The organism is Bradyrhizobium sp. CCGUVB23 (assembly GCF_024199885.1).
In the GTDB taxonomy this organism is placed as follows: Bacteria; Pseudomonadota; Alphaproteobacteria; order Rhizobiales; family Xanthobacteraceae; genus Bradyrhizobium.
Genome location: NZ_JANADQ010000001.1, coordinates 7,909,487 through 7,936,382 on the forward strand (window position 1 = coordinate 7,909,487; position 26,896 = coordinate 7,936,382).

Sequence of the window (26,896 nt, forward strand, 5' to 3'; positions counted from 1 at the left end):
GCCGATGAAGAAACTCGACGTCATCACGATCGGAAGGTCTTCGGTCGATCTCTACGGCGCGCAGGTGGGCGGCCGGCTCGAGGACATGGGATCGTTCAACAAGTATATCGGCGGCTCTCCGACCAATATCGCCTGCGGGGCGGCGCGGCTCGGGCTGAAGTCCGGGCTGATCACCCGCGTCGGCGACGAGCACATGGGCCGGTTCATCCGCGAGCAGCTCCAGCGGGAGGGCGTCGACGTGCAGGGGGTCAAGACTGACCCTACGCGTCTGACCGCTCTGGTGCTGCTCGGCATCCGCGACGAGGACCAGTTCCCGCTGATCTTCTATCGCGAGAACTGTGCCGACATGGCACTCTCCGAGGACGACATCGAGGAAACCTTCATCGCCGATGCTCGCGCCGTCGTGGCGACCGGCACGCATTTGTCGAACCCGCGCACCGAAGCCGCCGTCCTCAAGGCGCTGCGGCTCGCCCGCGCCCACGGCGCCCGCACCGCGCTCGACATCGACTATCGCCCGAACCTCTGGGGCCTCGCCGGCCATGGCGCAGGTGAAAGCCGCTTCATCGAAAGCGCGGCGGTCACGAAGAAGCTCCAGGGCACGCTCCATCTCTTCGACCTGATCGTCGGCACGGAGGAGGAATTCCACATCGCTGGCGGTTCGACCGACACGGTCGCGGCCCTCCGGGCGGTCCGCGCGCTGACCCCGGCGACGCTCGTCTGCAAGCGCGGCGCGAAGGGTGCAGTCGCCTTCGCTGCCGCCATCCCCGACAATCTCGACGACGGCGAGATGGGCCCGGGATTTCCGATTGAAGTCTTCAACGTGCTCGGCGCCGGCGACGGCTTCTTCGCCGGGCTCCTGCGCGGCTGGCTCGACGACGCGAGCTGGCCGAAGGCGCTCGAATACGCCAACGCCTGCGGCGCCTTCGCGGTCAGCCGCCACGGCTGCACGCCGGCCTATCCGTCCTGGGAGGAGCTCCAGTTCTTCCTGAAGCGCGGCATCAAGGTGAAGGCGCTGCGCCACGACACCGAGCTCGAACAGATCCACTGGGCCACCAACCGGTCGGGCGACTGGTCGGAATGCCGGGTGTTCGCCTTCGACCACCGTTCGCAGCTCGAGCAGATGGACGGCTACACGCTCGCCAGGGGCGGCGCGTTCAAGGAGCTATGCCTTGAGGCCGCGCTCGAGGTGCAGGGCGGGAAGCCCGGCTACGGCATCCTTTGCGACAACCGCATCGGTCGGCGCGCGCTCCACGCCGCCTCCGGTTCGGGCCTCTGGATCGGCAGGCCCTGCGAACGGCCGGGCTCGCGGCCGCTCTCCTTCGAGCCGGAGCTGGGGTCAGACTGTGGGGCCCTCGGTGAGTGGGCGCGCGAAAACGTCGTGAAGGTGCTCTGCTTCTGCCATCCGGACGACGACTCGGCGACGCGCGCCGCGCAGGAGGAGAGCGTCAAGCGCCTGTTTGAGGCATCACGGCGCAACAATCTCGAATTTTTGCTGGAGATCGTGGCCTCGAAGGTCGGGGCGGTCGACGATGAGACGATGGCGACGCTGATCCGGCAGTTCTACGCCGCCGGAATCTATCCCGACTGGTGGAAGCTCGAACCGCTGGCAAGCGCTGCCGCCTGGGATGCCGCCTGCAAGGCGATCGAAGAGCACGACCGCTATACCCGCGGCATCGTCGTGCTCGGTCTCGATGCGCCTGACGCCGAACTCGCCGCGAGCTTCCGCGTCGCCGCCGGCTTCCCGCTAGTAAAAGGCTTTGCGGTCGGGCGCACCATTTTTGGCGAGGTGGCGCGGGCGTGGTTCAAGGGTGAGACGTCCGACGAGGCGGCGGTCGCCGAGATGGCACGGCGCTACCGCCGGCTCTGCGAGATCTGGGACGAGGCGCGCGCGACGGCGCGGGAGAAGGCGGCATGACCAAGACGATCCGACTGACCGCGGCGCAGGCCATGGTGCGCTGGCTCTCGGTGCAGATGACCGAAGAAGGCGGACGCTTCATCGAGGGTGTCTGGGCGATCTTCGGTCACGGCAACGTCGCCGGTCTCGGCGAGGCGCTGCACGGCATCGGCACGGCGTTGCCGACCTGGCGGGGCCAGAACGAGCAGACGATGGCGCATACGGCGATCGCCTATGCCAAGACCATGAAGCGTCGTAGGGCAATGGCGGTGACCTCGTCGATCGGCCCCGGCGCCACCAACATGGTGACGGCGGCGGCGCTCGCGCATGTCAACCGCCTGCCGGTGCTGCTCGTCCCCGGCGACGTGTTCGCCAACCGTCGCCCGGATCCGGTGTTGCAACAGGTCGAAGATTTCGACGACGGCACGGTCTCGGCCAACGACGCCTTCCGGCCGGTGGTGCGCTACTTCGATCGCATCACGCGGCCCGAACAGTTGTTGACCGCGCTGCCGCGCGCGCTCGCCGTGATGACCGATCCGGCCAATTGCGGCCCGGTGTGTCTGGCCTTCTGCCAGGACGTTCAGGCCGAGGCCTGCGATTATCCGGAGAGCTTCTTCGAGCCCAAGGTCTGGCGCATCCGCCGGCCGCTGGCTGACCCGCGCGAGGTCGAGGAGGTCGCGAGCCTGATCCGCGCGGCCAGGAAGCCGGTGCTGATCTCGGGCGGCGGTGTGATCTATGCCGGCGCCGAAGCGACGCTCGCCGCTTTTGCCAGGAAGCATAACATTGCCTTCCTCGAGACCCAGGCCGGCAAGGGGGCGAACGCCTGGACCGATCCTCTGAACTTCGGCTCGCCCGGCGTGACGGGTTCGGAATGCGGCAACGCGCTCGCGTCCGAGGCAGATCTCGTCGTTGGCGTCGGCACGCGTTTCCAGGATTTCACGACCGGCAGCTGGGCCCTGTTCAAGAACGGCGCCCGCAAGCTCGTCTCGATCAATCTGCATGGCTACGACGCCACCAAGCACGGCGCGATCGGTGTGGTCGGCGATGCCAAAGTAACGCTCGAACAGCTCTCGGCCCTGCTAGGCGACCACAAAGCGCAAGCCCCGGATGCTGCTTCGCGCGCCGCCTGGCACGCCAAAGTGAAGGCTGTTACCGGTGCGCCGGAGGGGATGGCCAACGTGCTGCCGACTGACGCGCAGGTGATCGGCGCGGTGCAGCGGGTCGCGACCGATAAGACGGTCGTCATGTGCGCCGCCGGCACCATGCCGGGCGCGCTGCAGGTTCTGTGGCGGGCGGCCGCGGGTGGCTACCACATGGAATACGGCTATTCCTGCATGGGCTACGAGGTCGCCGGCGCGCTCGGCATCGCGCTCGCTGCGCCGGATAAGGAGGTCATCTGCTTCGTCGGCGACGGCTCCTACATGATGGCGAATTCCGAACTTGCCACCGCCGTCATGCGCCGCGTGCCCTTCACGATCGTTCTGACCGACAATCGGGGCTACGGCTGCATCAACCGTCTGCAGATCGAGACCGGCGGCGCGGAGTTCAACAATCTCTACAAGGACTGCGCCGTCGAGGGCGGGCCGGAGATCGACTTCGTCGCCCATGCCCGCTCCATGGGCGCCCACGCCGAGAAGGCGACGAGCATCGCCGATCTCGAGGCCCGCATCGTCGCCGCGCGCGGCCGGACCAAGCCGACCGTCATCCTGATCGACACCGATCCCGTGCCGGGCACCGGCGCCGGCGGTCACTGGTGGGACGTCGCGGTGCCCGAAGCCGGCGGTCCAGAGCGTCTGGAGCACGCGCGAGAACGCTACGCAGTCAATTCACAATTTCAACGCACTTTCGATTGAGGCCTCTCATGATCCTGTACGGTACCAACCCCATCGCCTGGTCGAACGACGACGACTGGAGCATCGGCGACCATCTCTCGCTCGAAGACTGCCTCGGAGACTGCCGGACGATCGGGTTTGACGGCATCGAAAAGGGCCACAAGATGCCCGATGATGGCCGGGCGCTCAAAGCGAAGCTCGCCGAATACGGCCTGCGTTTTGCCGCCGGCTGGCATTCGACCAATATTCTCGTGAACGATATCGACACCGAGAAGAGGAACCTTCAGAGCTTCATCGACATGGTGAGGGCTGCCGGTGGAGATCATGTCAACGCGTGCGAGTGCTCGAACACGGTGCATGGCAATGACGGTGAAGCGGTCAACAACCGTCCGATCATGACCGATGAACAATGGGATCGCTTTTCGAAAGGATATGAGGAGCTTTCGAAATACGCCCACGATCAGGGCGTGAAGATGGGGTACCACCACCACATGGGCACCATCATCGAAAGCGGAGCCGACATCGACCGCTTCATGGAGATGGCCGGTCCCCATACCCGGCTGCTATTCGATACCGGCCACGCTTTCTTCGGAGGTGCCGATCCAATGGAGGTCGTGCGCAAATATATCGGCCGCATCACGCACATCCATTGCAAGAATATTCGCCCCCCGATCATGCGCGAGGTGCGTGAGAAAGGGTTGAGTTTCCTCGAGGGCGTGCGGCGCGGCGCGTTCACGGTGCCGGGCGATCCGGAAGGCTGCATCGACTTCGAGCCGGTGCTGACGACCGCCGCCCAACATGGCTATTCGGGCTGGATCGTCATCGAGGCCGAGCAGGACAGCCTCGTTCGCGAGCCACTGAAATATCAGGGCATGGGCTTGCGCTCGCTGAAGGAAATTGCCGCCCGCGTCGGGCTTGCGTAACTACTAAAGCGCGATGAGATTGGGATGAACCGTCATCGCGCTTTAGATTATTGTTTGAGCATGATCTTTTCGGAAAACCGCTTCACACTTTTCCGGATCATGCTCTAGCGGTTGTCATGCCGCCGACCGTGCGGCACGTCGGGAGAGACACATGGCGGAATTGCTACGCAAGCCCTTTGGCACACACGGCAAGGTGCACGAGATCACGCCGCAATCGGCGGGCTGGCGCTATGTCGGCTTCTCGCTCTACCGGCTGCGTCCGGGCGAGCGTGCCGCGGAAACGACGGGAGATCGCGAGGTCGTCCTGGTCATGGTCGAGGGCAAGGCCTCCGTGACTGGCGGTGGGCAGGATTGGGGCAGTTTCGGCGAGCGCATGAACGTCTTTGAAAAGACGCCGCCACATTGCGTCTACTTGCCGAACGGTGCGGCCTGGGAGGCGACCGCGGAAACCGAGTGCACGATCGCCGTGTGTTCGGCCCCTGGCAAGGGGCTGCACGCGGCACGCCGGATCGACCCGCAGGGGATCCGTCTGACCGAGCGCGGCAAGGGGACGAATACGCGCTACATCAACAATATCGCGATGGAGAACGAGGACTATTGCGACAGCTTGCTAGTCACGGAGGTCTTCACCCCCGCGGGCCACTGGTCCAGTTACCCCTCACATCGCCACGACGAGGACGATTTCCCGCGCATCACTTATCTCGAGGAGACGTATTATCACCGCATCAATCCATCCGTCGGCTTCGGCATTCAGCGTGTCTACACGGACGATTTGCAGCTCGACGTGACGATGGCCGTGCATGACGGCGACGTGGTTCTGGTTCCGCGCGGGCACCATCCCTGCGGCGCGCCCTATGGCTTCGAGATGTACTATCTCAACGTCATGGCCGGCCCCTTGCGCAAATGGCGCTTCGTGCCGAGTCCGGCGGTCGAATGGATCATGAAACGCGACGCCTGAGATGAGGACGCCTCGTCGTCCGGAGCGCAGACCCGAAACCGGGGCAATTCTGGCGGTACAGATGGCGGCGAGGGAGCGGACATGAGCGACCGGGATGTCGGGTCGGAGAGATCCCGACATCCCGCATTGTCAGGTTCGACGATCGATCACGGCAGAATTGGTGCGTGGTACGTGAAAGTCGTCATCAGGATCGCAGCCAAGATCATGACGATCGGGAAGTGCACGAAGAATTGCACGGAGGTGTAGCCAACCAGGTCTTTCGACTTCAACCCGAGCACGCCAAGCAGTGGCAGCATCCAGAATGGGTTGATAAAGTTCGGCAGCGTCTCGGCGATGTTGTAGACCATGGTAGTCCAGCCCAGATGAGCTCCGATTTCGTTGGCCGCCTTCATGATGTAGGGCGCCTCGATGATCCATTTGCCGCCGGCCGACGGGATGAAGAAGCCGAGCACTGCGGAATAGATTCCGATCAGGAAGGAGAAGACGGTCGAGTTGACCGAGACGCTTGCGAACCAGTGAGCGACGGTATCGGAAAGCGTCAGACCGCTGGCGTTCGGGACCTTGGTCAGCATGTGGGCGATTCCGGCATAGAAGGGGAACTGCAACAGCAGGCCCGAGATGCTCGGCGTCCCCTTGGAAAATGCCTCGAGAAGGCTGCGAGGACGCCAGTGCAGGAGAATGCCAAGCACCAGAAACACGAAATTATAGGTGTTTAGGCCCGACAGGGTGATCAGCGGATTGCCGGATTGAAAGGTCTGCCAGAGCCAGCCTGATGCCAGCGCCACGATCAGAATGGTCAGAACGGGGCTGAACTCGAGAAAGTCACCCGGCCGTGCCGGCTTCTTTGGCTCGATCCGGTCGTCGCCGAGAGATACGCCGAGATCCTCTGCGGTTCTGGTCAGCGCCTCAGTTGGCGCCGTCAGGTAACAGATCGCCGCGGACAGTGCGGTCACGACGATGATCGTCACCAGGTTTTGCCATGTCAGGATCGTCTCGGCGAAACCGATGACACCGGTGATCGGCAGCAGCGAACTCGGAATGCTTGCCGCGTTCGCCTGAAGCTGCGCGACCGAAGAGGTGATGCCGAGCGTGAAGCCGCAACCCAGACCCAGATAGCCTGCCGCACCAGCTGCGCGATAATCGAGCTTGATGTCCTTGCGTCGGGCGATTTCGCGCACCAAGAGGCCCGAGAAGATCAGGCTCAGACTCCAGTTCAGAAGTGACAGAAGGATGCTGAGCACGCCGACGAAAACCACGGCGCCGCGCGCGCTGGAGGGGACGCCGGCCAGCCATCGCATCAACGCTGAGACAGGCGGGGACATCGCAACCACGTAGCCTCCGACGGCGGCCAGAGCCAGCTGCATGGTGAAAGGAATGAGATTCCAGAAGCCGTCGCCGAAGGCGCGGCTGACCGCAAGCGGTGAGCCACCGTGCGCGATCGTACCGAGCGCGACCGCGACAACGGCGATCAGCACAAACACGTAAGCATCGGGAAACCAGCGCTCGGCAAAGCTCACCATGTACTGCGAGAATCTTGCAAGCGGGTTGGCTTGCGTTGGTCCTTTGTCCAGGAAGATGGCTTTATCTGTCGTGTCGGTCATTGCGGCCCCCATAGTCGCGTTGATGTTGCGTCTGTTTCGTCATTGCCAATCAAAGTGCGAGCGTGAGTTCCGAGAGCGGAACGGATTGACAGGTCAGGCACTGATCGGTCGCGCTGTGATCGCCGTCGAGCCGCGCGACGTTGCCGTCGACGACGCGCATGAGGCAGCTCTCGCACTGGCCGACCCGGCAGCCGCTGGGTAACGACAGACCGGCCGCCTGGGCCGCATCGAGAAGCGTTCCGAGCTCGGGCGTCCAGGTGAAGCTTCTGTCACCGTCCGCGATGTGGACGGTCTGCGGCTTCAGCGTCCGCGGCACATTCGGGGGTGACGCGAAAGCTTCTGTGAATATGTCGAAGCTGGGGACGCCCCGCTCGATCAGCCGGGTCGCCATTGATGTCGTGAAGTCCGGCGAGCCGCAGAGATAGGTGAGGGGGCTTAGCGGCAGCAACGGATCGATCGCCGACAGGTCCAGCCGGCCCGCGTAATCGTAATCCGCGGGGCATCGATCTTGCGCGCGCGGGGCCGAATACGCCGTCACGAGCTCGAGCTCCGGCAAGAGGTCTGCGAGCTCCCGCAACCGCCGGGCGAAGGCATGCTCGCCGCCATTGCGGCAGCCATGGAGCAGCAGGACCCGGGCGACGCGTTCAGCTGGCCGCTGTCTCGCCAGCGCCTCCAGGTGACTGATAAAGGGCGTGATGCCGATTCCGGCAGCAAGAAAAATCAGGGGCCGGCGTCCTTGCAGCGGTGGAGTGAAAATGCCCTTGGGCGATTCGATCTGAACTTCATCTCCGACCGCCAGACGATGGATGCGATCGGAAATGTGAACCGCTTGGCCGGCAAATCCGGAATCGTCGGACCGGCGCTTCTTGACCGCGATCGACAGCACATTTCGGTCGTCGTGGCCGGTCAACGAATAGGCGCGCGCAGCATCGAATCCCGGCAGGCTCAGCAGCACGTGTTGTCCCGGGCGAAACGCAGGAATCGCACCGCCATCGCGCGGCGCAAGCTCCAGCGCGACGACATCGTCGGCCTCGCGGCGAATGGCGGCGACCGCGAAGCCGCGCTTGCCGGTCCAGTGACCGCGGCTCGCAGCCTCGTCCTTGCGGATGTCGCAACTTGTGGCGCGCAGCGGCACCGAACCGCTGACCGGATCGCGTGTCGCGTCACTCAAGGCATCGTTGATATTCGAGGTCGGCGATCCGGCTGCCTGAATTGCGGCGCGTCCTAGTGGCGGACAATCCTCCCACCAGCCGAACTCGGCGACAGTGACGCGGTCGTCGAGCGCTTCGTTTAGCCGTACGCGCAGCCGGACTTCGCCGGCTGAGGTTGTGACGATCACCCAGTCACCGTCCGTGAGGCCACGTTCCGCTGCGAGCGTTGGGCTGATTTCGAGCGCCGGATCGGGCGTCTTCTTGCGAAGGGAAGCGACGTGACGATGTGAAGTATGGACGAACCAGCCGCTCTTGGCCGTCGTGAGCACCAGCGGAAAGCGGCTGTCGGCGCGCTCAGCGAGCGGACTTTCGGCAGGCTCGATATGGCCCGGCAACGGCGCGTAGCCGTGCTCGAGCATCAACTCCGAATAGATCTCGACGCGGCGGGTGGCGGTGGCAAAGCCCGCAACCGTGCCATCCTGTTGCGGCAGCGCGTATTTCTCGTGACGAAGGAGTTGAGGGAAACGCAGGCCCTCGGGATGGCGGCGCAACTCTTCGACGGTAACACCGAGTGGTGCGAGCTGATAATTCCAGCCGGCCTGGATATCGCCGCCGAAAAACTCATCGGCCAGGCCGAGCCTGACCGCAAGTTCGGCGACAATTTCATAGTCCGCCTTGCACGCGCCGAACCGCGGCAACATCTGCGGGCGGAACTGGATCGTTTCGACGGCCTCCTGCGTGATCTCGAAGCCGATCTTCAGGGCGTCTCGTTCCCACGGCATGTTTGCCGGCAGCACGATATCGGCGTTCTCGGCCGTCGGATTCATGAACATATCGACGTGGACGTGGAAGTCGAGCGCGCGCAGAGCTTCGCGATTACGCGAAGAGTGACCCTGCGACACCACGAAATTGGTGCCGAAGCTCATCAGCGCCTCGACCCGGTAGGGTTCGCCGGTCAGAACCGCGCGGCTGAAATCCCGTGCCGTGATCCAACCCCGGCTTGGCGGTCCGAGCGGCAATTCGCTGAGGCCGAGCGCCTTGGCCTGCTGCTCCGGCGGCAACAAGGTGTAGTCGTTGACGGTTCGCGTCGGGGGCGGTGCTGGCCAGACATTGCCGCCACGCCTGTCGCAGGCGCCAGTGAGTGCGTAAAGCGTCGCAATGGCTCGCTCAGTCATGGTCGCGTTGGTGTGCTGGCCGACGCCGGTCCAGGAATGATACGCGAGCCGCGGACAGCTCTCGAACAACTCGTAGAAGGCCGTGATCTTGCTCTCGTCGAGCCAGGTCAATTCGGCCACACGAGCGACCGTATAGGGAGCTGCCTCGGCAGTCAGCAGACTGAAGGCTGTCGCTGCAACGATCGTACGACCGTCCTGCGCGGTGAGCGTTACCCAAGCATCCAATTCGCAGCTGCCGGGATCGAACGCCGCAACGCGGGTATCGACGGCGCGCGCCGCTCCGGACCTGTCCAGCGCAACGAAATTGTCGTTTGCTTGATCAGCCCAGAGTTCGCTCGCGCGAACGAAGCGACCCGTCTCGGTGTCGATCAGCAGCGGTCCGTTGGTCCACCGCGTCACGAAGTCCGCGTCGAACGATCTCGTCGTGATGAGGTGCCGGATCGCGCCCATCGCCAGCGCGCCGTCCGCGCCGGGACGAATACGCAACCAGATGTCGGCCTGTTGCCCGGATCCGTTCGGTTTGGGATCGACCACCGCGACGCGCGCGCCACGCCGCCTTGCATCGGCGACGCGTGTTGCCTGGGCAAGCCAGGTGCGGGCCGGATTGTGTCCCCATAGCACGATAGCGTCGGCGCGCTCATAATCGGGAACGCCGATGCCGCGCCCGAAAGTCAGGGCATGGGCAAAGTCCTTGTGCCAGCCGCAGATTTCGATCGCGTAGACCAGGTTTGGACTGCCGAAGCAGCGGATGAATCGCTCGACCCATTCGAAGCTGTCGACCATCGGCGTGCCGCTCGGCGTGGTGAGGGCGAAGGCCACCGCTTCGGCACCGGATGTCTTGCGGATATCGCCAAGCTTTTGGGCGATCTCGCCCAGCGCCTCGTCCCAGGAAATCTCGGTCCAGCCGGGATCGGCAGCATCCCGTGGCGCCGTCCGGCGAAGCGGTTTGGTCAGCCGGCGCGGACTGTGCACCATCTCGGGCGCGGCACGGCCTTTCGCACACAGCGCTCCGCCGGTCGGATGTCCGGACAACGGCTCGACACCGATCAGTCGCCCATTCTCGATCACCATGCTCGAGCCGCAGCGGGATCGGCAGAGCGTGCAATAGCCGGGTACGCGCTGCGCCATAGGGGAGGCCGCACCGTTCCAAAGGGTCAATAGTGGCGCATTACAGTAAAGCGCTACACAGTTTCATCTGCTGCATACCCTTCGTCAAGCCCATTTATTGTGCCGTAGCCAAACGCGATTATTGTGCCGCGGACGAGCCGGATGATTCCGGAGCCGACGAAGCGGGAATGAAATGGACCAGAATTTGCGGGAGCAGGTGCTGCAGCAGGTGCGCACGGAGATTATTTCCGGCCAGAGCATGCCGGGGTCGATGTATTCCGTGCCGACGCTTGCCGCGAGCCTTGGCGTGTCGACGACCCCGGTCCGGGAAGCACTGCTCGAACTGGCGCGCAGCGGGTTGATCGAGCCGATGCGTAACCGCGGCTTCAAGGTGGTCGAGCCGACCTTGACCGAGCTTCGCAATCTCTTTGATCTGCGCGAGGTGCTGGAGCTCCACGCAGCGACCATCGTCGCGCGCAAGAAGAAAAATCTCAAGGAGCTGGTTCGCTTTGCCGACGAGGTCGCCCGTGCGGTCAAGATGGAGGACATCAGGCTTTACCTCGAAGCCGATCGCACCTTTCACCAATTGCTGACGGCAGCCGCAGACAATGCGCGCCTGACCGAAATGGTGATGGGGCTCCGCGATCAGATGCGGCTTTACGGCATCAAGTCGCGTGCGGGTCTTGCCCGCCAGAACGAATCCGCCGCGGAGCACTATCAGATCATCGAGCTTGCGATGGCCGGCGAGGAAGACGCCCTCGCCGATCTGCTGCGGCGTCATATCAGGGCGTGGGAACCGATCTTCATCGAGGCCTTGTCGCGGATGGCGAACCCGCGCGAGCCGATCGTCGCCAGTCGCGGCCATGGCCGGTGATTGCCGGGCAAGATCAAAGCGCCCGAGCGGCCGCCTGCGCGCATGCGCGTGAACGCCGGCGGAGCATCACCTTCAGCAATGGGCTCGATGATCGCGAGGTGCTCGCGGCATCATCACGAACGCTGCGGCTATCGAAATGGCCGCCGAACCAATTTCGCGCCGGCAGCAGTTGTTGACGTTTCTGTCAGTTGAGTTCTTTGAGGCGGCGAGTCTGACGCGCTATCAGACGTTCGATATCGGCAATGAGTCGGTAAACGGTGTTACAGCGATCACGTAAACGCCGCTCGCAGTTTCGCTAAGCAAAGCCATGGATAGTTTCCCTTTGTCTTCAGGAGGCTATTAGGCATGGGACGGTCAGTCGATCTCGCAACGGCAGACAGAACTAGGATGTCGCGACATCGGCTTGAACCCATTCGAGAGCAGAGATCACGCCGCTGATGAGGTTGCTGGCCAGGAGATGCTCACTTGTGAGATTGCTGCCGCCATGAACCTCGATCATTGAATCGCCCACACGATCGATCTGCCGTCGCATCTCACGCACGAGCTTCACGGCTTCGTCTTCCTCGATCGATTGAAAATGGACGCGCTCACCAGGGCGAAGCTGGGCCAGCCGGGGAAGATCTGCGGAGATGACGGTGGCGATCTTCGGATAGCCGCCGGTCGTCTGGCGATCGGCAAGCAGGATGATCGGCTGTCCGTTGCCGGGGATCTGGATACTGCCGAAGACGATGCCATCGGAGACGATCCCCACGGCGCCCGCATGGGCGACCCGGGGTCCTTCGAGCCGGCAACCCATGCGATCGGACAAGGGAGTGACAGCGTAGTCGGAGCCGAGGAACGTTGCGATACCCTCGGCGCTGAAGGCGTCGTCCTGCGGGCCAAGGAGGACGCGGACAGGTCCATTGGGTCGGACGCGGTTGGTGGGGGACACCATGAGATGCGGCCTGCCCGGCAGGCCCGGGAGCGCCAGCGGCAGCAGGTCGCCCTTGCGCAGCGGACCGCCGTTCAGCCCACCGAGTTGGCTACGCGACTGCGTCGCCACGCTGCCGAGCATCGGCTTGATCTGGAAGCCGCCAGAGACGGCGAGAACGGCACGCGCGCCGTCCCGCGCCGCGCCGATCACGAGATGCTGGCCTGATTTCAAATCATGCGTCTCGTGGGAGGCAACCGGACGGCCATCGATCGCTATCGCAAAATCGGCGCCGGCAAGCGCGATGCGCGTGTCGCCATTGATGCAAGCGAGCACCGGTCCGGCCAGAGTGACTTCGAGCGCAGCGGTCCCGACGGTGTTGCCGACCAGCGCATTCGCGGTTGCAAGCGCAACGGGATCCATCGCCCCGGACTCGGAAATGCCGAACCGTTGCCAGCCGCGACGGCCGAGATCCTGAATTGTCGTGGCGAGACCGGGCTCGATCACTTCGAGATGTACAGACATCGCGCCGCTCACACCGTGTGCTCGTCTTTTTCGGCGATGATCTCGCCGGCTTCCGCGGCGCGTTCGAGTGCAGCACATTCGGCACCGTCGATCGGACGAAAGCGAACGAGATCGCCGGCGCGAAACAAAAAGGGCTCGGCCTCGCGCCGCGGATCATAGGAGCGCACCGGCGTGCGTCCCAACATGTGCCAGCCGCTCGGCGCGGGGAGCGGCGGAGAAATGGCGGCCTGCTGGCCTCCGACGGAGACGCTGCCTGGAGGCACGACCAGCCTCGGCTCGGGGCGCCGGTCGACGTGAAGGAAGGGGTCGAGCCCGCCGAGATAGGTCAGCCCGGGCATGAAGCCGATCATGTAGACGCGATATTCAGCCGCGCTGTGCCGCGCCACGATGTCGTCGGTCGTCGTATCGAGGCGCTGCGCGAGCCAGTCGAGATCCATCCCGTTGTCGCCGCCATAGGCGACGGGAACGGTCCAGCGACGACGAACCTGTCCCGCCGGCGGCGCCGGTGGCCACAGCGACATCACCTCGGTTTCGACGGCGCGTCGCGATAGCACCGTCGGATCGAAGCAGACCAGCAGCGTGCGGTAGGTCGGTACGATCTCCACGATACCTCGCAGTGCGCGCTCGGTCAGCGCGCGGTCGAGATCGACGACGCGCGCATTGACGTCCGCGTCGATCCCGTCTCCGACTTCGATCGTCAGTGCTGCGTCGCCGGACCGGCGGAAACGCGGCAGAGCGTAGAGAGCGTCGGTTGTCATGCTGGTTGATCGCTCGTCATGAGATTTATGGCCGCGCATCTACTCTTCGAAAACTGACGCCGTTCCATGCAAGCAGCGCGCCGGATTCCTCGTGACCTGCGCCTCACGCCATGTCTATATCGCACACGCGCGAAACGAGGACGAGATGACTCTGATCGATATGAACTGCGACATGGGTGAGGGTTTTGGTGTCTATACGCTCGGCGATGACGCCGAGATGTTGCGAACCGTCACCTCCGCCAACATCGCCTGTGGCTTCCATGCCGGTGATCCCCTGGTGATGCATCGCACCTTGACGGAGGCGAAGGCCAAGGGCGTGCAGGCCGGCGCGCATCCTGGCTTTCTCGATCTCTGGGGTTTTGGCCGCAGGCCCATTCAAGGCGAGCGCCCCGCTGACATCGAGAAGATCGTGCTCTATCAGGTGGGCGCACTGATGGCGTTGGCATCCGACGTGGGTCACGTCATCCGCCACGTCAAGACCCACGGCGCGCTCGGCAACATCGCCGCCGAGGACCGCGATCTCGCCGAAGCGGTGGCGCGGGCGATCCGCACCATCGACCGCAACCTGATCTTCGTGGTGATGCCCGGTCAGGAGACCGAGCGGGCAGGCGAGAAATTCGGCCTGCCGCTGGTGCGCGAGATCTATGCCGATCGCGCCTATGCCGACAACGGCAATCTGGTGTCGCGTCGTCTTGCGGGCGCCGTGATTCATGATGCGGAGGTCGCTTCCGAGCGCGTCATTCGCATGGTGGAGGATGGCGCCATCACCTGCCTGTCGGGAACGCGGCTGCCGACCCGGATTGACAGCGTCTGCGTCCACGGCGATACGCCGGGTGCGGTCGCAATGGCACAGCGCCTGCGCGAGCGCCTCGCCTCGGCCGGCATCACCCTTGCCCCGATGTCGAAGGTCATTGGCGCTTGATCCTCGTGCTGGTCGTCATCGCCTCACTCTAGGATCTCCGAGCGGCCAACCTTCCTTGTTTCCCGGTTTTCCGGAACGCGCGGGCCGGACGGGCCTTCGGGCTTCGCTCAGCCATATTCCTCGCCGATCCCGTATTCCTTGTAGATCTCGAGCGGATCGGTGTCGGGGAACAGGCGGCATTTGGCCTGGGCGAGGTGCAGGCTCACGGTCGCCGGCTCCTTGCCGTTGGCGAGCATCTTGCGGATGTCTTCCATATGGGCGCGCGGCTGGTGCTTTGGCGCGAGCTGCTCCAGCGCGACCAGCGCGGTTGCCAGCGCCTCGGTGAGCACCCATTCGTCGTGGCCCGTGATTCCCTTCTTCGGCATCGGCAGACCCCACATCGGCTGGCAAAGTCTGGTGGCAAGCGCAGTGTAACGCGACTTCCGCCGAATCTCCATTGAGCCGATGTGGCCGCCGCTGTCTACGCGCGGCGTCGCGGCAAGCCGCCTGGGCTCTCTTGCAATATGGCCAAGCGCAGCTAAAAGGCGCAGTCGCGCGCGTCCGGCCACCCGGTCGATTCCCGGCCTGCACCGCGCGGGCACTCTTAATCTTGGCTGCACAAAGTTGGCGTAGACCAGCACCCACAGCATTCCAGGCCGGCCGTTCCGGCTTGCGTGCAACATCTCCGCAATTCGCAACGTCGCACGATCGCGCCGCCCTTCGCTGGAGCCAGCATGGTCTTTCTAAGCTTCGTCTACCGCTTCGTGACCAACTTCGCGTTCCTGGCGATGGTCTATTTCAGCCTGAACTTCATGGAGAAGTATCCGAACCGCGCGATGCTCGCGATTCTCGTGCTGGTCTACACCGGCATGCGCGCGGCCTCGACGCTGCGCGCGTTCTATTTTTACCAGAAGATCGAGAAGCTGGAAGGCGAGACCCGGCGCCTGCAGGCGCCGATCAATGACGGCAGCGGCGGAACCAATGCGCGCAAGCAGATCGTGACCGACGTGGCGCGGCTGCGCCGCGACGGCGAGCTCAAGTCCTATATGGACCTGTTCTTCCTGGCGCTGATCGTGCTGCTCTGCGTCGCCGCCATCGTGCGGCAGTAGGCGACTTCCAGGCTACTGCGGCCGCTTCTTCAGGCTCGCGAGCTTGGTCGGGCGCGCCGCGCTTGCGTTGGCGTTTTGTGCCATGCGCTTGGCCGTGGCGCGTGCGGCCGGTGGGTGCTTGCCACCATGCGTTGCGACCGCCGCAGCCCGGCCGCGGCCCTTCGCATTTCTTGACGAGATCGCATCGACCGCGTTGGTCCGCGCCAGCCGCGCGACATGACGCGACGCCGACGTGGACATCAGGACCTCGAGCGAGCCTTCCTTGATCTCGAAAAGGTCCCGGCTCGGAACGGCCAGGCTCTCCGCGCCGGCCTTCGCAACGCCCCAATGCGACGAGCCTGCCTGACGCGGCAGCTCGGCATTCAGATCCGACAGCAGCGGGGCCCGCAGCGTTTCGTTCCGCGTGAAGACGAAGCTCGGAATCTTCGGCCAGCGCACCACGGCGACGTTCTCGCTCGCCGGATGCAGCATCCATTCGACCGGCTCGGTCGGCGTTGCCGGCCGATCGGCAGTGGCGGGCACCACATGCACGATACGATAGCCGCGTGCCTTCAGATCGCGGATGATCTTGGGTAGCGCCGCGACGGTGCGCGGCTGGATGTCGTGCAGGAGCAGAATACCCTTGCCCTTGGCCTCCAGCCGCTGGATGGCAAGCTGATAGACGCGCTCGGGCGAGACGTGCCGCCAGTCGTCGGCCAGAAAATCGGCGCTCCAGAGCTGGATGCCGCGAGAGGCGAGCAGGTTCTCCACGCCCTCGGCGCGGAGCAGGCCGGGAATGCGGAAGAACGGCGCGAGCGCGGACGGATCGGTCATCGCCGCCGTAACCGAGGCGATGCCCGTATCGATCTCGGTCTGCGCCTTCTCGATCGGCATTTTCTCGAAGGTGAGCGGATGGTTTTGGCTGTGCGTGCCGACGGTATGGCCGGCGGCGACCAGCTTGCGCACGCCTTCGGGATTGGCCTGCGCCTGCGCCCCAATGGTAAAGAAGGTGGCCTTGATGCACTCATTGGCCAGGATCTGGAGCACCTGGTTCGAGTATTTCGGCAGCGGCCCGTCATCGAAGGTCAGGACCACCTCGTGATCCCGCAGCGGCAACGTTTCCCGGTACTGCATCGTGCCGATGCGTGGGTGCTCGCGCGGATCGACCACGATCGTGCGCGAGGTGCCGAGTGCGTCGGGATGGCCGGGACAGTCGGCCGCGAGCGCCGCGGCTGGGCCGGCGGTCAAAAATCCGAGGCAGACGATCCAGGACCGTGTCCGGCAGGAAACTCTACGACCGATCATTGCTCTTCGTTTGCCCTCGTACGCGATCCGCGACCGAACATCCACGCGATATCAGAACCTTGGTCGAAGCCCGGCCGAAACGGTTCAGGCCCGGGTCCCCATCCAATTTGCATGGCCTAGCATGAACGGAGGCTTAATTGCCCCGCGATCACCCCAATTTGGGCCGCCGTGACATTCCGGCATCAATGCGCATTGGCGCTCTTTTGCGTCACTGCCGGGACAATGTGAACGACGTGGTAGCCGTTGTCGTGCAGGTACCGCAGGAACGCGGGCATCATGGCCGCGGTTCGCGCCTGCGCGTCATGCAAGAGGATGATACCCTTCCTGGCGGCCTCGAGCCGCTCGGTGACCTTCTTCAATTCCTGCTCCGGGGTCATCTCTTCCCAGTCGCTGGCCCAAAGGTCTGCCCCGAACACGGCGATCCCGCGTGATTGCAGGAGATCGAGGGTTGCGGGCGTCGAGTCGAAATAGGGGAAACGGAAGAACGGGGTCGAGGGTGTGCGGGTCGCAATCCCGTGGAGCGCCTTCTCGTCGGCCTCGATCCCGCGATCGATGTCTTCTTTAGCGTGCTCGAAGGAGATCTTCGACGACATCGGATGCGACCAGCTGTGATGCGCCACCGTATGGCCTTCGGCAGCGATCCGTTTGACCAGTGCCGGAGATTCTGCCGACGACTGGCCGACCAGGAAGAAGGTGGCGCGCACGCACTCATGCGCGAGCGCCGCCAGCACCTTCTGCGTGTGCGGCGGCCGGGGTCCGTCGTCGAAGGTCAGCACGACCTCGTGATCGGCGAGCGGCAGGGTCTGCGGAAAGCTCTTCAGCCCGACCCGCGGATAGGTCTTGGCATCGACGCTGAGTACGCGCGCAGTGCCGAGCGCATCCTTGCGCGGGCAGTCGGCCGCGTCCGCCGCCGTGATGCCGGCAAGCACCGCCGTCGCGGCAGCGAGCAGCAGGGGCCATTGGTGCAGACGCATCTTTCTCATTGCGCTCGATGTTGCCTTGTGACTATTGCCTGAGCCCCAGCTCAAACCAATTGAACCATCCTGTCAAACGGCGAGGCGCGCCATGGACGAACATATGGACGTTGCCGCAACCGCCGAGGCCTCGGTCCTCGACCATGTTCCCATGCGCAACGAAGATGGCGAAATTCGTCACGAATTCGTCACGGAGATCGCGCGGGCCATCGAAGCCTCAGACAGCGCCCAGCTGCGGGCCATCGTCGCGGAACTGCACGAGGCCGATCTCGGCGACCTCATCGGGGCGCTGCAGCCGGACGACCGTGTCCGGCTGGTCGAGCTGACGGGGCGCGATTTCGACTTCTCGGCCCTGAACGAGGTCGACGAGGCCGTGCGCGAGGAGATCCTCGAGGAACTGCCGCCGGAGACGGTCGCCGAGGGTGTCCGCGAGCTCGAATCCGACGACGCCGTCGAGCTGCTCGAGACCCTCGACGAGGCGGATCAGGAGGAGATCCTGGAGAAGCTGCCGCTGCCCGAGCGCGTCGCGCTCGAGCGCAGCCTGCTTTATCCGGAAAACTCGGCCGGCAGGCGGATGCAGACCGAGTTCATCGCGGTGCCCCAGGATTTCACCGTGGGCCAGGCGATCGACTACATGCGCGAGACGCCCGACCTGCCGGACCGCTTCTACGAGATCTACGTCGTCGACAAGGAACAGCATTGGCAGGGCGCCGTTCCGCTCGACGTGCTCTTGCGCACCCGCCGCCCGGTGCCGCTCACCGACCTCTGCGACGAGGATCGGCGCCGTGTCTCCGTCCTGGAGGACCAGGAGGAGGTGGCGCGCATGTTCGGCAAGTACAATCTGGTTGCCGCTCCCGTCGTCGATACCCAGGATCGCCTGGTCGGCGTCGTCACCGTCGACGACGTCGTCGACGTCATCGAGGAGGAGGCCGACGAGGACCTCAAGGCGCTCGGCGGCGTCACCAGCGACGAAGAACTGTCCGACAGCGTGCTGACCATTGCGCGCGCCCGTTTCAACTGGCTCCTGGTCAATCTCGCCACCGCGTTCCTGGCGTCGTCCGTGCTCGGCCTGTTCGAGGGGCAGCTCGAGAAGATGGTGGCGCTCGCCGTGCTCGCGCCGATCGTGGCGAGCCAGGGCGGCAACGCCGCAACCCAGACCATGACGGTCGCGGTGCGGGCGCTCGCCACCCGCGAGCTCGGCTCCTCCAATGCCTGGCGCGTGGTGATGCGCGAGACCTTCGTCGGCCTCGTCAACGGCCTCGCCTTTGCGGTGATTACGGGCATTGCCGCTGTGGCCTGGTTCAAGATCCCGGGCCTCGGCGTGGTCATCGGGCTTGCGATCATCTGCAACCTCGTCGCCGGCGCGCTCGGCGGCATTCTGATCCCGATGGGGCTCGAACGGGTGCGGGCCGATCCCGCGGTTGCCTCCGGCACCTTCGTCACGACGGTCACCGACGTCGTTGGCTTCTTCTCCTTCCTCGGCATTGCGACCTTGTGGTTCGGGCTAAAATAGGTCTCGTGTCCCGGGCGCGCTGCGGCGCGTAAGCGCTGCTGCGCAGAACCGGGGCCCAGCGACACGGACCGCCCGTTGAGATGGGCCCAGGCTCTGCAGCGCGCCGCTGACGGGACGATGCTTCGCATCGCCAGGGAAGCGCTGCGCTGCGTCCGGGGCACGCGTGCCCCGCTATCGTTAATCCGAACTTAAGCCGGAGCGTGCATGATCACTCCACTTGGGGATGAACATGCGGTTGCGGCTGAAAGCGGACGGACGGATCGTCGAATTGCGGAACGGGCAGGAGCTTCCGCTGCGAGGCGCGGCTGCGCCGAGCGAAGTCGGCTCGCTTGAAGTGCGCGACCTGCGCCGCCGTGCCTGTCTCACCCAGATGGAGTTCGCCGCAAAGCTCGGCGTGCCCGTCGAGACCATCCGCAACTGGGAGCAGGGCAAGCGCGCGCCGCGTGGACCCGCACGGGCGCTGCTCGCGGTGATCGCACATGCGCCCGACACGGTCTTCCGGGCGCTCGCCAAAGCCTGACAACAAGGCCTGACGGCCAATGCCGGCGGCCTCGGTTGGCAGCCGCGTGCGTGGGGTCCATAATGCGACCGGGGCGGGCGAGGAGAGGATTCCTCATGCTGTTCGTCGAGGCCAATGGTGCAAAGATTCCTGCGCTCGGGCTCGGGACCTGGGAACTGAGCGGCCGGACCTGCGCGCGCGTTGTGGAGCAGGCGCTGCGGCTCGGCTACCGCCATGTCGACACGGCGCAGGTCTATGACAATGAGCGCGAGGTCGGCGACGCTGTTCGCGCCTCCGGCGTGCGCCGAGACGACGTCTTCATCACCACGAAGGTCTGGACCAATCATTTTGCCCCGAACGATCTTGAGCGCTCGGTCAAGGAGAGCCTGGTCAGGCTGCGCCTGCCGTCCGTCGATCTGTTGCTGCTGCACTGGCCCAACCCGCACGTGCCGCTGCGCGAGACGCTGGGCGCGCTGGCGCACGCCAGGCGGCTGGGGCTGACGCGGCATATCGGCGTCTCCAACTTCACGGTGGCGCTGATCGAAGAGGCGGTTGCCGCGTGTCCGGAGCCGCTGGTCTGCGACCAGGTCGAGTATCATCCGTATCTCGATCAGACCAAGGTGAGGGCGGCCTGCGACCAGCACGGCCTCGCGCTCGTCGCCTACAGTCCGATTGCCAAGGGCCGCATCAAGAGCGACGAGACGCTTGGCAGGATCGGCCGGGTCCATCGCAAGACGGCCGCGCAAATCTGCCTGCGCTGGCTGGTGCAGCAGAACGTCGTTGCAATTCCGCGTACTTCCCGCGTCGAACGTCTCTCGGAAAACATCGAGATCTTCGACTTCGAATTGTCAGACGATGAGATGAGCCAGATTGCCGCGCTCGCTCATGCCAAGGGCCGGTTGACCGATTTCGGCTTCGCGCCGAAATGGGATTGAGGCGCCACGTCCATATGCTAGGAGCGTGGGTAGCAACCGAAGTTGGGCCATGGATTGGCGGCGGATCATACGGACGGACATTGCGGCGTCGGCCGTCGTGCACGGGACGCTGGTGGCGCTGATCGTCCTGATCAGCGAGGTGCATCCGTTCCATGCCCCGCCGAGCGACACGATCGCCGTGGACATCGTCACGCCGGAGGAACTGAAGCAGAAGGAGCCGGAGCCGACGCCGTCGCCGCAACTTCAGCTGCCCGAGCTGGCCGCGAAGGACAAGGCGGAGGCGCCCGCGCCGCCACCGCCTCCACAAACAGCACAGCAGCCATCGCCGCAGCCGGCGCCGCAGGCCTCGCCGCGGCCGCAGCCTTCACCGCAGCCATCGCCTCCCAAGCGCGAGGCCAAAGCCCAACCGCAACCGCAACCGCAGCCTCAGCCACAGCCGCAACCTGCGCCGCAGGCCCCGAGCTACACGCCGCCGGAGCCCGACGTCACCCTCAAATACGGCGTGATGCTGGGCTTGCCCGCGGAGCTGCCGCCCTTGTCGAAAGACGCTCCCAAGGAAAACGAGAGCGGCGGTGCCACGACCACTGAGGCGGCCAAGCTTCCGGCCAATATCATCGCCGAGTTCCGCCGTCACTTGCGAAGCTGCGCCAAACTGCCGGACACGATCGCGCCGTCCGACAACATCCACATCAAGATGCGCACCTTCATGACCACCGACGGCCAGCTCGCCACCGTTCCCGCACTGATCGAGGCCAGCGCATCGCCCGCCAAGGGCCTTGCCCTGATGGAGGCCGCCAAGGCCGCGCTACAGGCCTGCCAGCCCTACACCATGCTGCCGGCCGACAAATACGAGGAGTGGAAGGTGCTGGATCTCACCTTCACACCAAGGGACTTTGGGGCGCCATAGGTTCCGTCGTGGCGTGCGAAGCGACGCGATCGGAGCTTGAGACTTTTGTCCCGGTCGCAGATCCGATTTCATATTTCTCGAAATCAACCCCATGCAAAGTAGGATTAGCCCGATGCGTCGACGCGCAACACAAGATGTTGTGGCCCGGCTTCCTCGGTTCAGACCAGATCGACAACATCCTGAAACACCACATCTAGCGCCCGCAGGCGCTGCTCACCATCGGCGCGAGCTGGCTCGCGAAGGCCGCGTGGCCCCCGGCGCTGAAGTGCTGCCCGTCGGCGAGGCGCTCATGCGATGGTGCGAGGCGTCCGAGGTGCACCAGCATCACCACCTTGACGCCGCGCGCCTCCGCCGCCTGCCCGATCGCGGCGATATTATCGGCGGTCGCAGCCGACTCGCCGCGCCGTGCGTCGTTACCGCCTGGCTGCAGCACCAGCACTTTCGTGTCGGACTTCAGGAGGTCCGGCAGCCGGCGCAGCATGCCGGTGGTGGTGGAACTGGACTGCACCCCTTAAGTGAGACACGATAATTCCTGTGACAGTGCGGTTGCCACGACGTTATCGTATCTTGTTTTGCGCGAACGCGGTTTCGAACTCAAGAGGCGATTGGTATCCAAGCGCCGAGTGCAAGCGCTCCTTGTTGTAGACATCTGCGATGAAGCTATCGATCCGGCGGCGGGCGTCGCCGAGGTCGGCAAATGCCTTTCCGTTGACCTCTTCGGCCTTGAGCGTCTTCATGAAGCTTTCGGCCTTGGCGTTGTCGAAGGGATTGCCGGGCCTGCTCATGCTGATGGTGATGTCGCGATCGGCCAATCGCTGGCGATAGGCGATGGAGGCGTATTGCACGCCGCGATCGGAGTGGTGGATCAGGCTGCCGGGTTGCGGCTTACGGGCCTGGAGAGCGATATCGAGCGCGGCGATCGCGAGCGAGGCATCGAGTGTGTTCTCGAAAGCCCAGCCGACGGCCTTGCGCGAGAAGGCGTCGAGGATGACAGCGAGATAGGCGAAGGTTCTGGCGAGATGCACATAGGTGATGTCGGCGACCCAGATTTGATCGGGCGCGGACGGCACCAGGCCCCGCACCAGATTGGGGACGACGAGAACGCGCCCTGGTCGCTCCGCAGGTGGCTTCAGGAACGGCGCCTTGCGCTGCGCGAGAAGATTGTCCTCGCGCATAAGCCTCAGAACCTTCTTGGCATTTACGACCATGCCTTGGCGCCGGAGGGTGGCTGCCACGCGTCGATAGCCGTAGAAAGGATGCTTGAGGCAAATACGCTGGAGCTGGTCGCGCAGCTCGCACTCGGCCGTCGCACGATTGCGCCTGTTGAGATGCCGGTAGTACGTCGCGCGCGGCAGGCCCGCCAGATAGCAGAGGCGCTGCACGTCGGCGTGAGAATTGGTCGTCTCCGACGTCATGGCTTGGATGACTTCGACGATGCGGATGCGGGTTTGCCTTGCGCTGCCGGCCGCTCCAATGCGCGCAAGGCTTTCCGAAAAAAATCGATATCCATCTGCTGGCGGCCCACCAGCCGCTCGAGCTCGGCGATGCGGGCATTCGCACGCGTGAGCGCAGAACGCTTGTCGTCATACGTCGGTACAGGCTTGAGCTTCCGGGGACCAGGCTTGGGTCCGGGCTTGCGGTTTAGTCCCTCCGGCCCATGCGCTTTCCACGCCTTGATCCAGTCGTGCAGAATCTTGCGTGATATCCCAAGTTCGCGAGCCACAGGCAGAACGCCTTCGCCCCGCTCAACCCGCCTGATCGCCTTCAATTTGTAGGCCGTCGGAAACTGACGGTTCTTTCCTCTTCCTGCCACAGGTCATCCTCAAAATGCCTGTCACAGGAATTATCGTGTCTCACTTAAGGGGTGCAGTCCAGAACTGAAGATCATCTAGCCGGCCTTCGCTAGCAAGAAGGCGGTGGAGCTAAAGTGAGTTCGCAATCATCGATTCACTTTAGGCCACGAGGAGGCGAAGATGATGTACGGCGGGATTGATCTGCATTCCAACAACAGCGTTGTCGCTGTTATCGACGATGCCGACCGGGTCGTGGCGCAGAAGCGCTTGGCAAACGACATCACGAAGATCGTCGGCTTTCTGGCCCGATGGCAAGACCAGTTGGCCGGCGTCGTCGTCGAATCGACCTACAACTGGTATTGGCTGGTCGATGGCTTGCAAGACGCAGGGATGCACGTGTATCTCGCCAACACCGCTGCGATCAAGCAATACGAAGGCCTCAAGCACAGCGGCGACGAGACCGATGCGCAGCATCTGGCCCATCTCTTGCGACTGGGCATCCTGCCGACGGGAACGATTCTACCGAGGGGACACCGCGCGCTGCGCGATCTGGCACGCAAGCGCATGCAGCTGGTGCAATCGTGCACGACACATATCCTCGCGGTCGAAAACATCATGGCCAGGCAGTTCGGTGGGCGGATGACCAGCAATCAGATCAAACGGCTGACCGACGATACGATCGACAGCTTGCCACTGGCGGCGGACGTAAGCTTGGCAATCAAGGCGAACGTCGCGGTGATCGCGACATTGCAGTCACAGATCGATGTTCTGGAGAAGCGCCTGCAAGAACGCGTCAGGCCCCGGCCGCAATACCGCTTATTGACCAGCGTGCCAGGGATCGGCCAGACGCTTGCCACCGTCATTCTTCTGGAAGCAGGTCCGATCGACCGGTTCGCCGACGTCGGCAACTTCGCGTCCTACGCTCGCTGCGTCGACAGCGTGCATACCAGCAACCGGAAGAAGAAAGGCGAAGGCAACGTCAAGAACGGCAACAAGTATCTTGCCTGGGCATTCGTCGAGGCGGCGAACTTTGCCAGGCGCTTTTGCCCCGAAGCCAAACGCTTCCATGAACGCAAGAAGGCCAGGACCAACAACGTCGTCGCCACCAAGGCGTTGGCACACAAGCTGGCGCGCGCCAGCTATCATATCCTGAAGGAGGGCAAGCCGTTCGAGGTAACGCGCTGCTTTGCCTGACGGACGACGACGATCCGGCGAGCCACGTACGGTGACTGGGGCGACAACCAGCAGCACTGAATTGGACGCCGGATCGCCGTCACCAGCCGCGGTGACAGCGGATCGCCCGAACCGTAAGCCATCCGGAGATTGGCGCCGGCTCGCCGGCAGCCACGGTTCTGTGAAACTCTTTTGGATACGGGGCGGTACCAACGTTCTTCTGGGGCGGCCATGCCGCCAGGGCGCAGGCCTCATTTTGGGCCCGATGCTTGATCCCGATGGGTGTCTGGCGCGATCCGCGATACGGACGCAGCCATCAATCGAAGAAACGGGTGCGGTTCGAGCACCGCAGCTGAAAGCGACGAATGAAGAAATTGGCAGCTAGCGCTGCCAAAAAAAATGCGCTGCGCCCTTGACGACCGACCGGCTAATGGGTGTCACCGTAATAGCGGCGCTGAGGCTAACCGGCTTACGAATTCACGAAAGGTATTCGCTTGGACCGTGGCGTCTTCGAATTCGGGTTCGTGACCACTAACGATGGTGCCGAAGCCGGGTTCGGTCACGCGGATTGCGCAGTACGCGTATTCTGCGCCGACGGAAAGCGTGATCGGAAGGTGTTCGGACCAAAAGGTCCGGATCGATCGGCACAGCGTTGAATCACCGCCCGCGGCTTCGAGTGACATCAACTCGAACTCGTTCCACGCGAAGGCCGACTGCGTTTCGCCTCGATAGTCAGTGGGGCACAAAAGCCATGTAGCTTCACCAGGACCAACGCAGCACGAGAGGTCGGTGACGAATTGCTCGAACTCACATGGAAGGTCTGGATAGCGCAAAGCGAGGCCTGGCGGGAGTACCGCCTGTTGGTTCGGTAGACCCTCCACTGTCCAGCCGTTGTTCCGAAGACTCCCGATCGCTTCTTGCTTCCACTTCATATTGTCAATTCAACGGAATGCGTTCGACATCGTCACCATCATGTTATACCGCTGGATGACGCCGTTATAGTCCATCGAGTACGTCATGTTGTCGGCGTGGCCCTTGGCGATGTTGTCGCGCATCTCGCGCAATTTTCCGAGAATCTCTCGCGGAGACGAATCGATCGGGGTGGATTTTCCGGACTCGCGGATCGCCGTGTCGAAGTCACGCACGGCGTTGCCGAAAGCCGCAAGCGCTGCATCGAACTGCTGGAGGTCTGCGCCGCCCTTCGGGTTCGATGGCATCAGGTCGACGGCCTTCTTCGCCAGTGTCATGGTATTGCGTACGTGCCAGTGCACGCTCCTGCCTTCGGCCTTTTCGATCTTCGCCAATTGCTGACGGTCGAGCATGTCCTTGAATTGGTTCTGCAGTGCCTCGGTCGTGGCGCGCGCAGCGAGAAACGCCGTTGCCGCCGGCACCAGCTTTTCATGCAGCTCCTTGCCGCCGGTCATGTTGTCGGAAAGATAGTCCTTTCGATCGTAGTAGGCTTCCGCTTCGTTCAGGATCGGAATCAGCGTTTCGAAGGCCGAGGCGAGCTGCTTCGTTGCGTCATCGAGTGCAGGGATCGCCGGCTTGTCGCCCGCTGCCTTGCGTGCCTTCTCTATCGCGTCCTTGGCCGACGATCCGACCGAATACAGGCCATAGATGATGCGCTCCTTGCCTGTCGGGCCGCGCTTCACATCGACCCAGCTCAGATACCTGTTCCAGGATTCCTTGCCGCGCAGCGAGGCGTTCAGGAGGCCGACGACGCCGTTGGACTTTGCGATGTAGCGATCCGTGTCGGAATCGGCGATCTCGTGCAGGCCAAGATCGGGAGGCGGCGATTGTTGTTGCTGTGCCATGGCGGTCGTACAATGCAGGATCACCGCGGCGGCGAAGATCGTAGATGAGATTTTCAAGAGCGCCCTCATGAATTAACCCGGCCGTGCATGATGAACGGCCGCTTCCCGCGCTGTTCGTCGCAGGATGTCGTCTGCCGGTTCAAACGACCCGTGATGGGGGAGGGGCGGTGTAAACAATGCAATGAAGAACTTGGCAACTCGCGCAGCCAAAAGAAGGTGGCCGCGCCCTTGACGACCGACCGGCGAATGGGTGTCACCGCAATTCCGTCCTGCCCCAAGTGACGCC

General features: G+C 63.9%; 23 protein-coding genes. 12 read left to right on the top strand and 11 right to left on the bottom strand.

All coding sequences use genetic code 11. The annotated features are described in order from the left end of the window. Positions 1–4 precede the first annotated feature (4 nt). The 4 genes from iolC to iolB all read left to right on the top strand — a co-directional run bounded on the left by iolC (position 5) and on the right by iolB (position 5,607). Positions 5–1,915: a 5-dehydro-2-deoxygluconokinase gene (iolC, locus tag NLN62_RS36785; RefSeq protein WP_254112028.1), complete on the top strand. Its 1,911-nt coding sequence runs from the start codon at positions 5–7 to the stop codon at positions 1,913–1,915. Beyond that, positions 1,912–3,747, top strand: a complete 1,836-nt coding sequence (gene iolD, locus NLN62_RS36790; RefSeq protein ID WP_254112029.1) for a 3D-(3,5/4)-trihydroxycyclohexane-1,2-dione acylhydrolase (decyclizing) — start codon at positions 1,912–1,914, stop codon at positions 3,745–3,747. Before iolC ends, iolD begins: the two co-directional genes overlap by 4 nt. Positions 3,748–3,755: 8 nt before the next feature. Beyond that, complete coding sequence (gene iolE, locus NLN62_RS36795; protein WP_254112030.1) at positions 3,756–4,649, top strand: myo-inosose-2 dehydratase; 894 nt, start codon at positions 3,756–3,758, stop codon at positions 4,647–4,649. Between the two features lie 151 nt (positions 4,650–4,800). Further along, complete coding sequence (gene iolB, locus NLN62_RS36800) at positions 4,801–5,607, top strand: 5-deoxy-glucuronate isomerase (RefSeq protein ID WP_027524228.1); 807 nt, start codon at positions 4,801–4,803, stop codon at positions 5,605–5,607. Between the two features lie 146 nt (positions 5,608–5,753). Here the strand turns inward: iolB and NLN62_RS36805 are convergent, their stop codons facing one another. Continuing rightward, positions 5,754–7,208, bottom strand: coding sequence for a short-chain fatty acid transporter (locus tag NLN62_RS36805; RefSeq protein WP_254112031.1), 1,455 nt, complete (start codon positions 7,206–7,208; stop codon positions 5,754–5,756). A 49-nt stretch (positions 7,209–7,257) separates the two neighbouring features. Then, a complete protein-coding gene (locus tag NLN62_RS36810; RefSeq protein ID WP_254112032.1) occupies positions 7,258–10,662 on the bottom strand; it encodes a molybdopterin-dependent oxidoreductase in 3,405 nt (1,134 codons plus the stop codon). 172 nt (positions 10,663–10,834) lie between these two features. On the opposite strand from NLN62_RS36810, the gene NLN62_RS36815 reads away from it, so the two are divergent. After that, positions 10,835–11,515, top strand: coding sequence for a GntR family transcriptional regulator (locus NLN62_RS36815; protein ID WP_035662924.1), 681 nt, complete (start codon positions 10,835–10,837; stop codon positions 11,513–11,515). A gap of 382 nt (positions 11,516–11,897) precedes the next feature. Here NLN62_RS36815 and NLN62_RS36820 read toward each other — a convergent pair whose 3' ends face one another. Together NLN62_RS36820 and pxpB are read right to left on the bottom strand one after the other, a co-directional pair. Then, positions 11,898–12,950 (bottom strand): biotin-dependent carboxyltransferase family protein, encoded by a 1,053-nt coding sequence (locus tag NLN62_RS36820; protein ID WP_254112033.1) that lies wholly within the window; start codon positions 12,948–12,950, stop codon positions 11,898–11,900. Between the two features lie 8 nt (positions 12,951–12,958). Beyond that, a complete protein-coding gene (gene pxpB, locus NLN62_RS36825; RefSeq protein ID WP_254112034.1) occupies positions 12,959–13,708 on the bottom strand; it encodes a 5-oxoprolinase subunit PxpB in 750 nt (249 codons plus the stop codon). Positions 13,709–13,853: 145 nt separating this feature from the next. On the opposite strand from pxpB, the gene NLN62_RS36830 reads away from it, so the two are divergent. Further along, positions 13,854–14,630 (top strand): LamB/YcsF family protein, encoded by a 777-nt coding sequence (locus NLN62_RS36830; protein ID WP_254112035.1) that lies wholly within the window; start codon positions 13,854–13,856, stop codon positions 14,628–14,630. 107 nt (positions 14,631–14,737) lie between these two features. Here the strand turns inward: NLN62_RS36830 and NLN62_RS36835 are convergent, their stop codons facing one another. Further along, complete coding sequence (locus NLN62_RS36835; RefSeq protein WP_198031794.1) at positions 14,738–14,995, bottom strand: hypothetical protein; 258 nt, start codon at positions 14,993–14,995, stop codon at positions 14,738–14,740. Positions 14,996–15,343: 348 nt separating this feature from the next. Between NLN62_RS36835 and NLN62_RS36840 the strand changes: the two genes are divergently transcribed. After that, positions 15,344–15,718, top strand: a complete 375-nt coding sequence (locus tag NLN62_RS36840; protein WP_027524235.1) for a hypothetical protein — start codon at positions 15,344–15,346, stop codon at positions 15,716–15,718. Between the two features lie 12 nt (positions 15,719–15,730). Here the strand turns inward: NLN62_RS36840 and NLN62_RS36845 are convergent, their stop codons facing one another. Both NLN62_RS36845 and NLN62_RS36850 read right to left on the bottom strand, forming a co-directional pair. After that, on the bottom strand, positions 15,731–17,002 hold the full coding sequence (locus NLN62_RS36845) for a polysaccharide deacetylase family protein (RefSeq protein WP_254112036.1): 1,272 nt from the start codon (positions 17,000–17,002) through the stop codon (positions 15,731–15,733). A 182-nt stretch (positions 17,003–17,184) separates the two neighbouring features. After that, on the bottom strand, positions 17,185–17,985 hold the full coding sequence (locus NLN62_RS36850) for a polysaccharide deacetylase family protein (RefSeq protein WP_254112037.1): 801 nt from the start codon (positions 17,983–17,985) through the stop codon (positions 17,185–17,187). Between the two features lie 82 nt (positions 17,986–18,067). Here NLN62_RS36850 and mgtE point away from each other — a divergent pair, with 82 nt between their 5' ends. The 4 genes from mgtE to NLN62_RS36870 all read left to right on the top strand — a co-directional run bounded on the left by mgtE (position 18,068) and on the right by NLN62_RS36870 (position 21,830). Continuing rightward, a complete protein-coding gene (gene mgtE, locus NLN62_RS36855) occupies positions 18,068–19,489 on the top strand; it encodes a magnesium transporter (RefSeq protein WP_027524238.1) in 1,422 nt (473 codons plus the stop codon). A gap of 223 nt (positions 19,490–19,712) precedes the next feature. Next, entirely contained in the window at positions 19,713–20,009 is a 297-nt protein-coding gene (locus NLN62_RS36860) for a DNA-binding transcriptional regulator (protein ID WP_254113811.1), read from the top strand. 95 nt (positions 20,010–20,104) lie between these two features. Beyond that, positions 20,105–20,923 (top strand): aldo/keto reductase, encoded by an 819-nt coding sequence (locus NLN62_RS36865; RefSeq protein ID WP_254112038.1) that lies wholly within the window; start codon positions 20,105–20,107, stop codon positions 20,921–20,923. A gap of 49 nt (positions 20,924–20,972) precedes the next feature. After that, on the top strand, positions 20,973–21,830 hold the full coding sequence (locus NLN62_RS36870) for a hypothetical protein (protein ID WP_254112039.1): 858 nt from the start codon (positions 20,973–20,975) through the stop codon (positions 21,828–21,830). Between the two features lie 193 nt (positions 21,831–22,023). On the opposite strand, the gene NLN62_RS36875 is transcribed toward NLN62_RS36870, so the two are convergent. From NLN62_RS36875 to NLN62_RS36885, 3 genes are all read right to left on the bottom strand, one after another. Then, entirely contained in the window at positions 22,024–22,311 is a 288-nt protein-coding gene (locus tag NLN62_RS36875) for a hypothetical protein (RefSeq protein ID WP_051389829.1), read from the bottom strand. 76 nt (positions 22,312–22,387) lie between these two features. Then, positions 22,388–23,245 carry an IS3 family transposase gene (locus tag NLN62_RS36880; RefSeq protein WP_254108197.1) on the bottom strand — a complete coding sequence of 286 codons (858 nt, stop codon included), beginning with the start codon at positions 23,243–23,245 and terminating at the stop codon, positions 22,388–22,390. After that, positions 23,242–23,643, bottom strand: a complete 402-nt coding sequence (locus tag NLN62_RS36885) for a helix-turn-helix domain-containing protein (RefSeq protein WP_254108196.1) — start codon at positions 23,641–23,643, stop codon at positions 23,242–23,244. The genes NLN62_RS36880 and NLN62_RS36885 overlap by 4 nt, the downstream gene beginning before the upstream one ends. Positions 23,644–23,803: 160 nt before the next feature. On the opposite strand from NLN62_RS36885, the gene NLN62_RS36890 reads away from it, so the two are divergent. After that, a complete protein-coding gene (locus tag NLN62_RS36890; RefSeq protein ID WP_254107295.1) occupies positions 23,804–24,817 on the top strand; it encodes an IS110 family transposase in 1,014 nt (337 codons plus the stop codon). 920 nt (positions 24,818–25,737) lie between these two features. On the opposite strand, the gene NLN62_RS36895 is transcribed toward NLN62_RS36890, so the two are convergent. Next, positions 25,738–26,667, bottom strand: a complete 930-nt coding sequence (locus tag NLN62_RS36895; protein WP_198031795.1) for a YiiG family protein — start codon at positions 26,665–26,667, stop codon at positions 25,738–25,740. Positions 26,668–26,896: the final 229 nt, after the last annotated feature.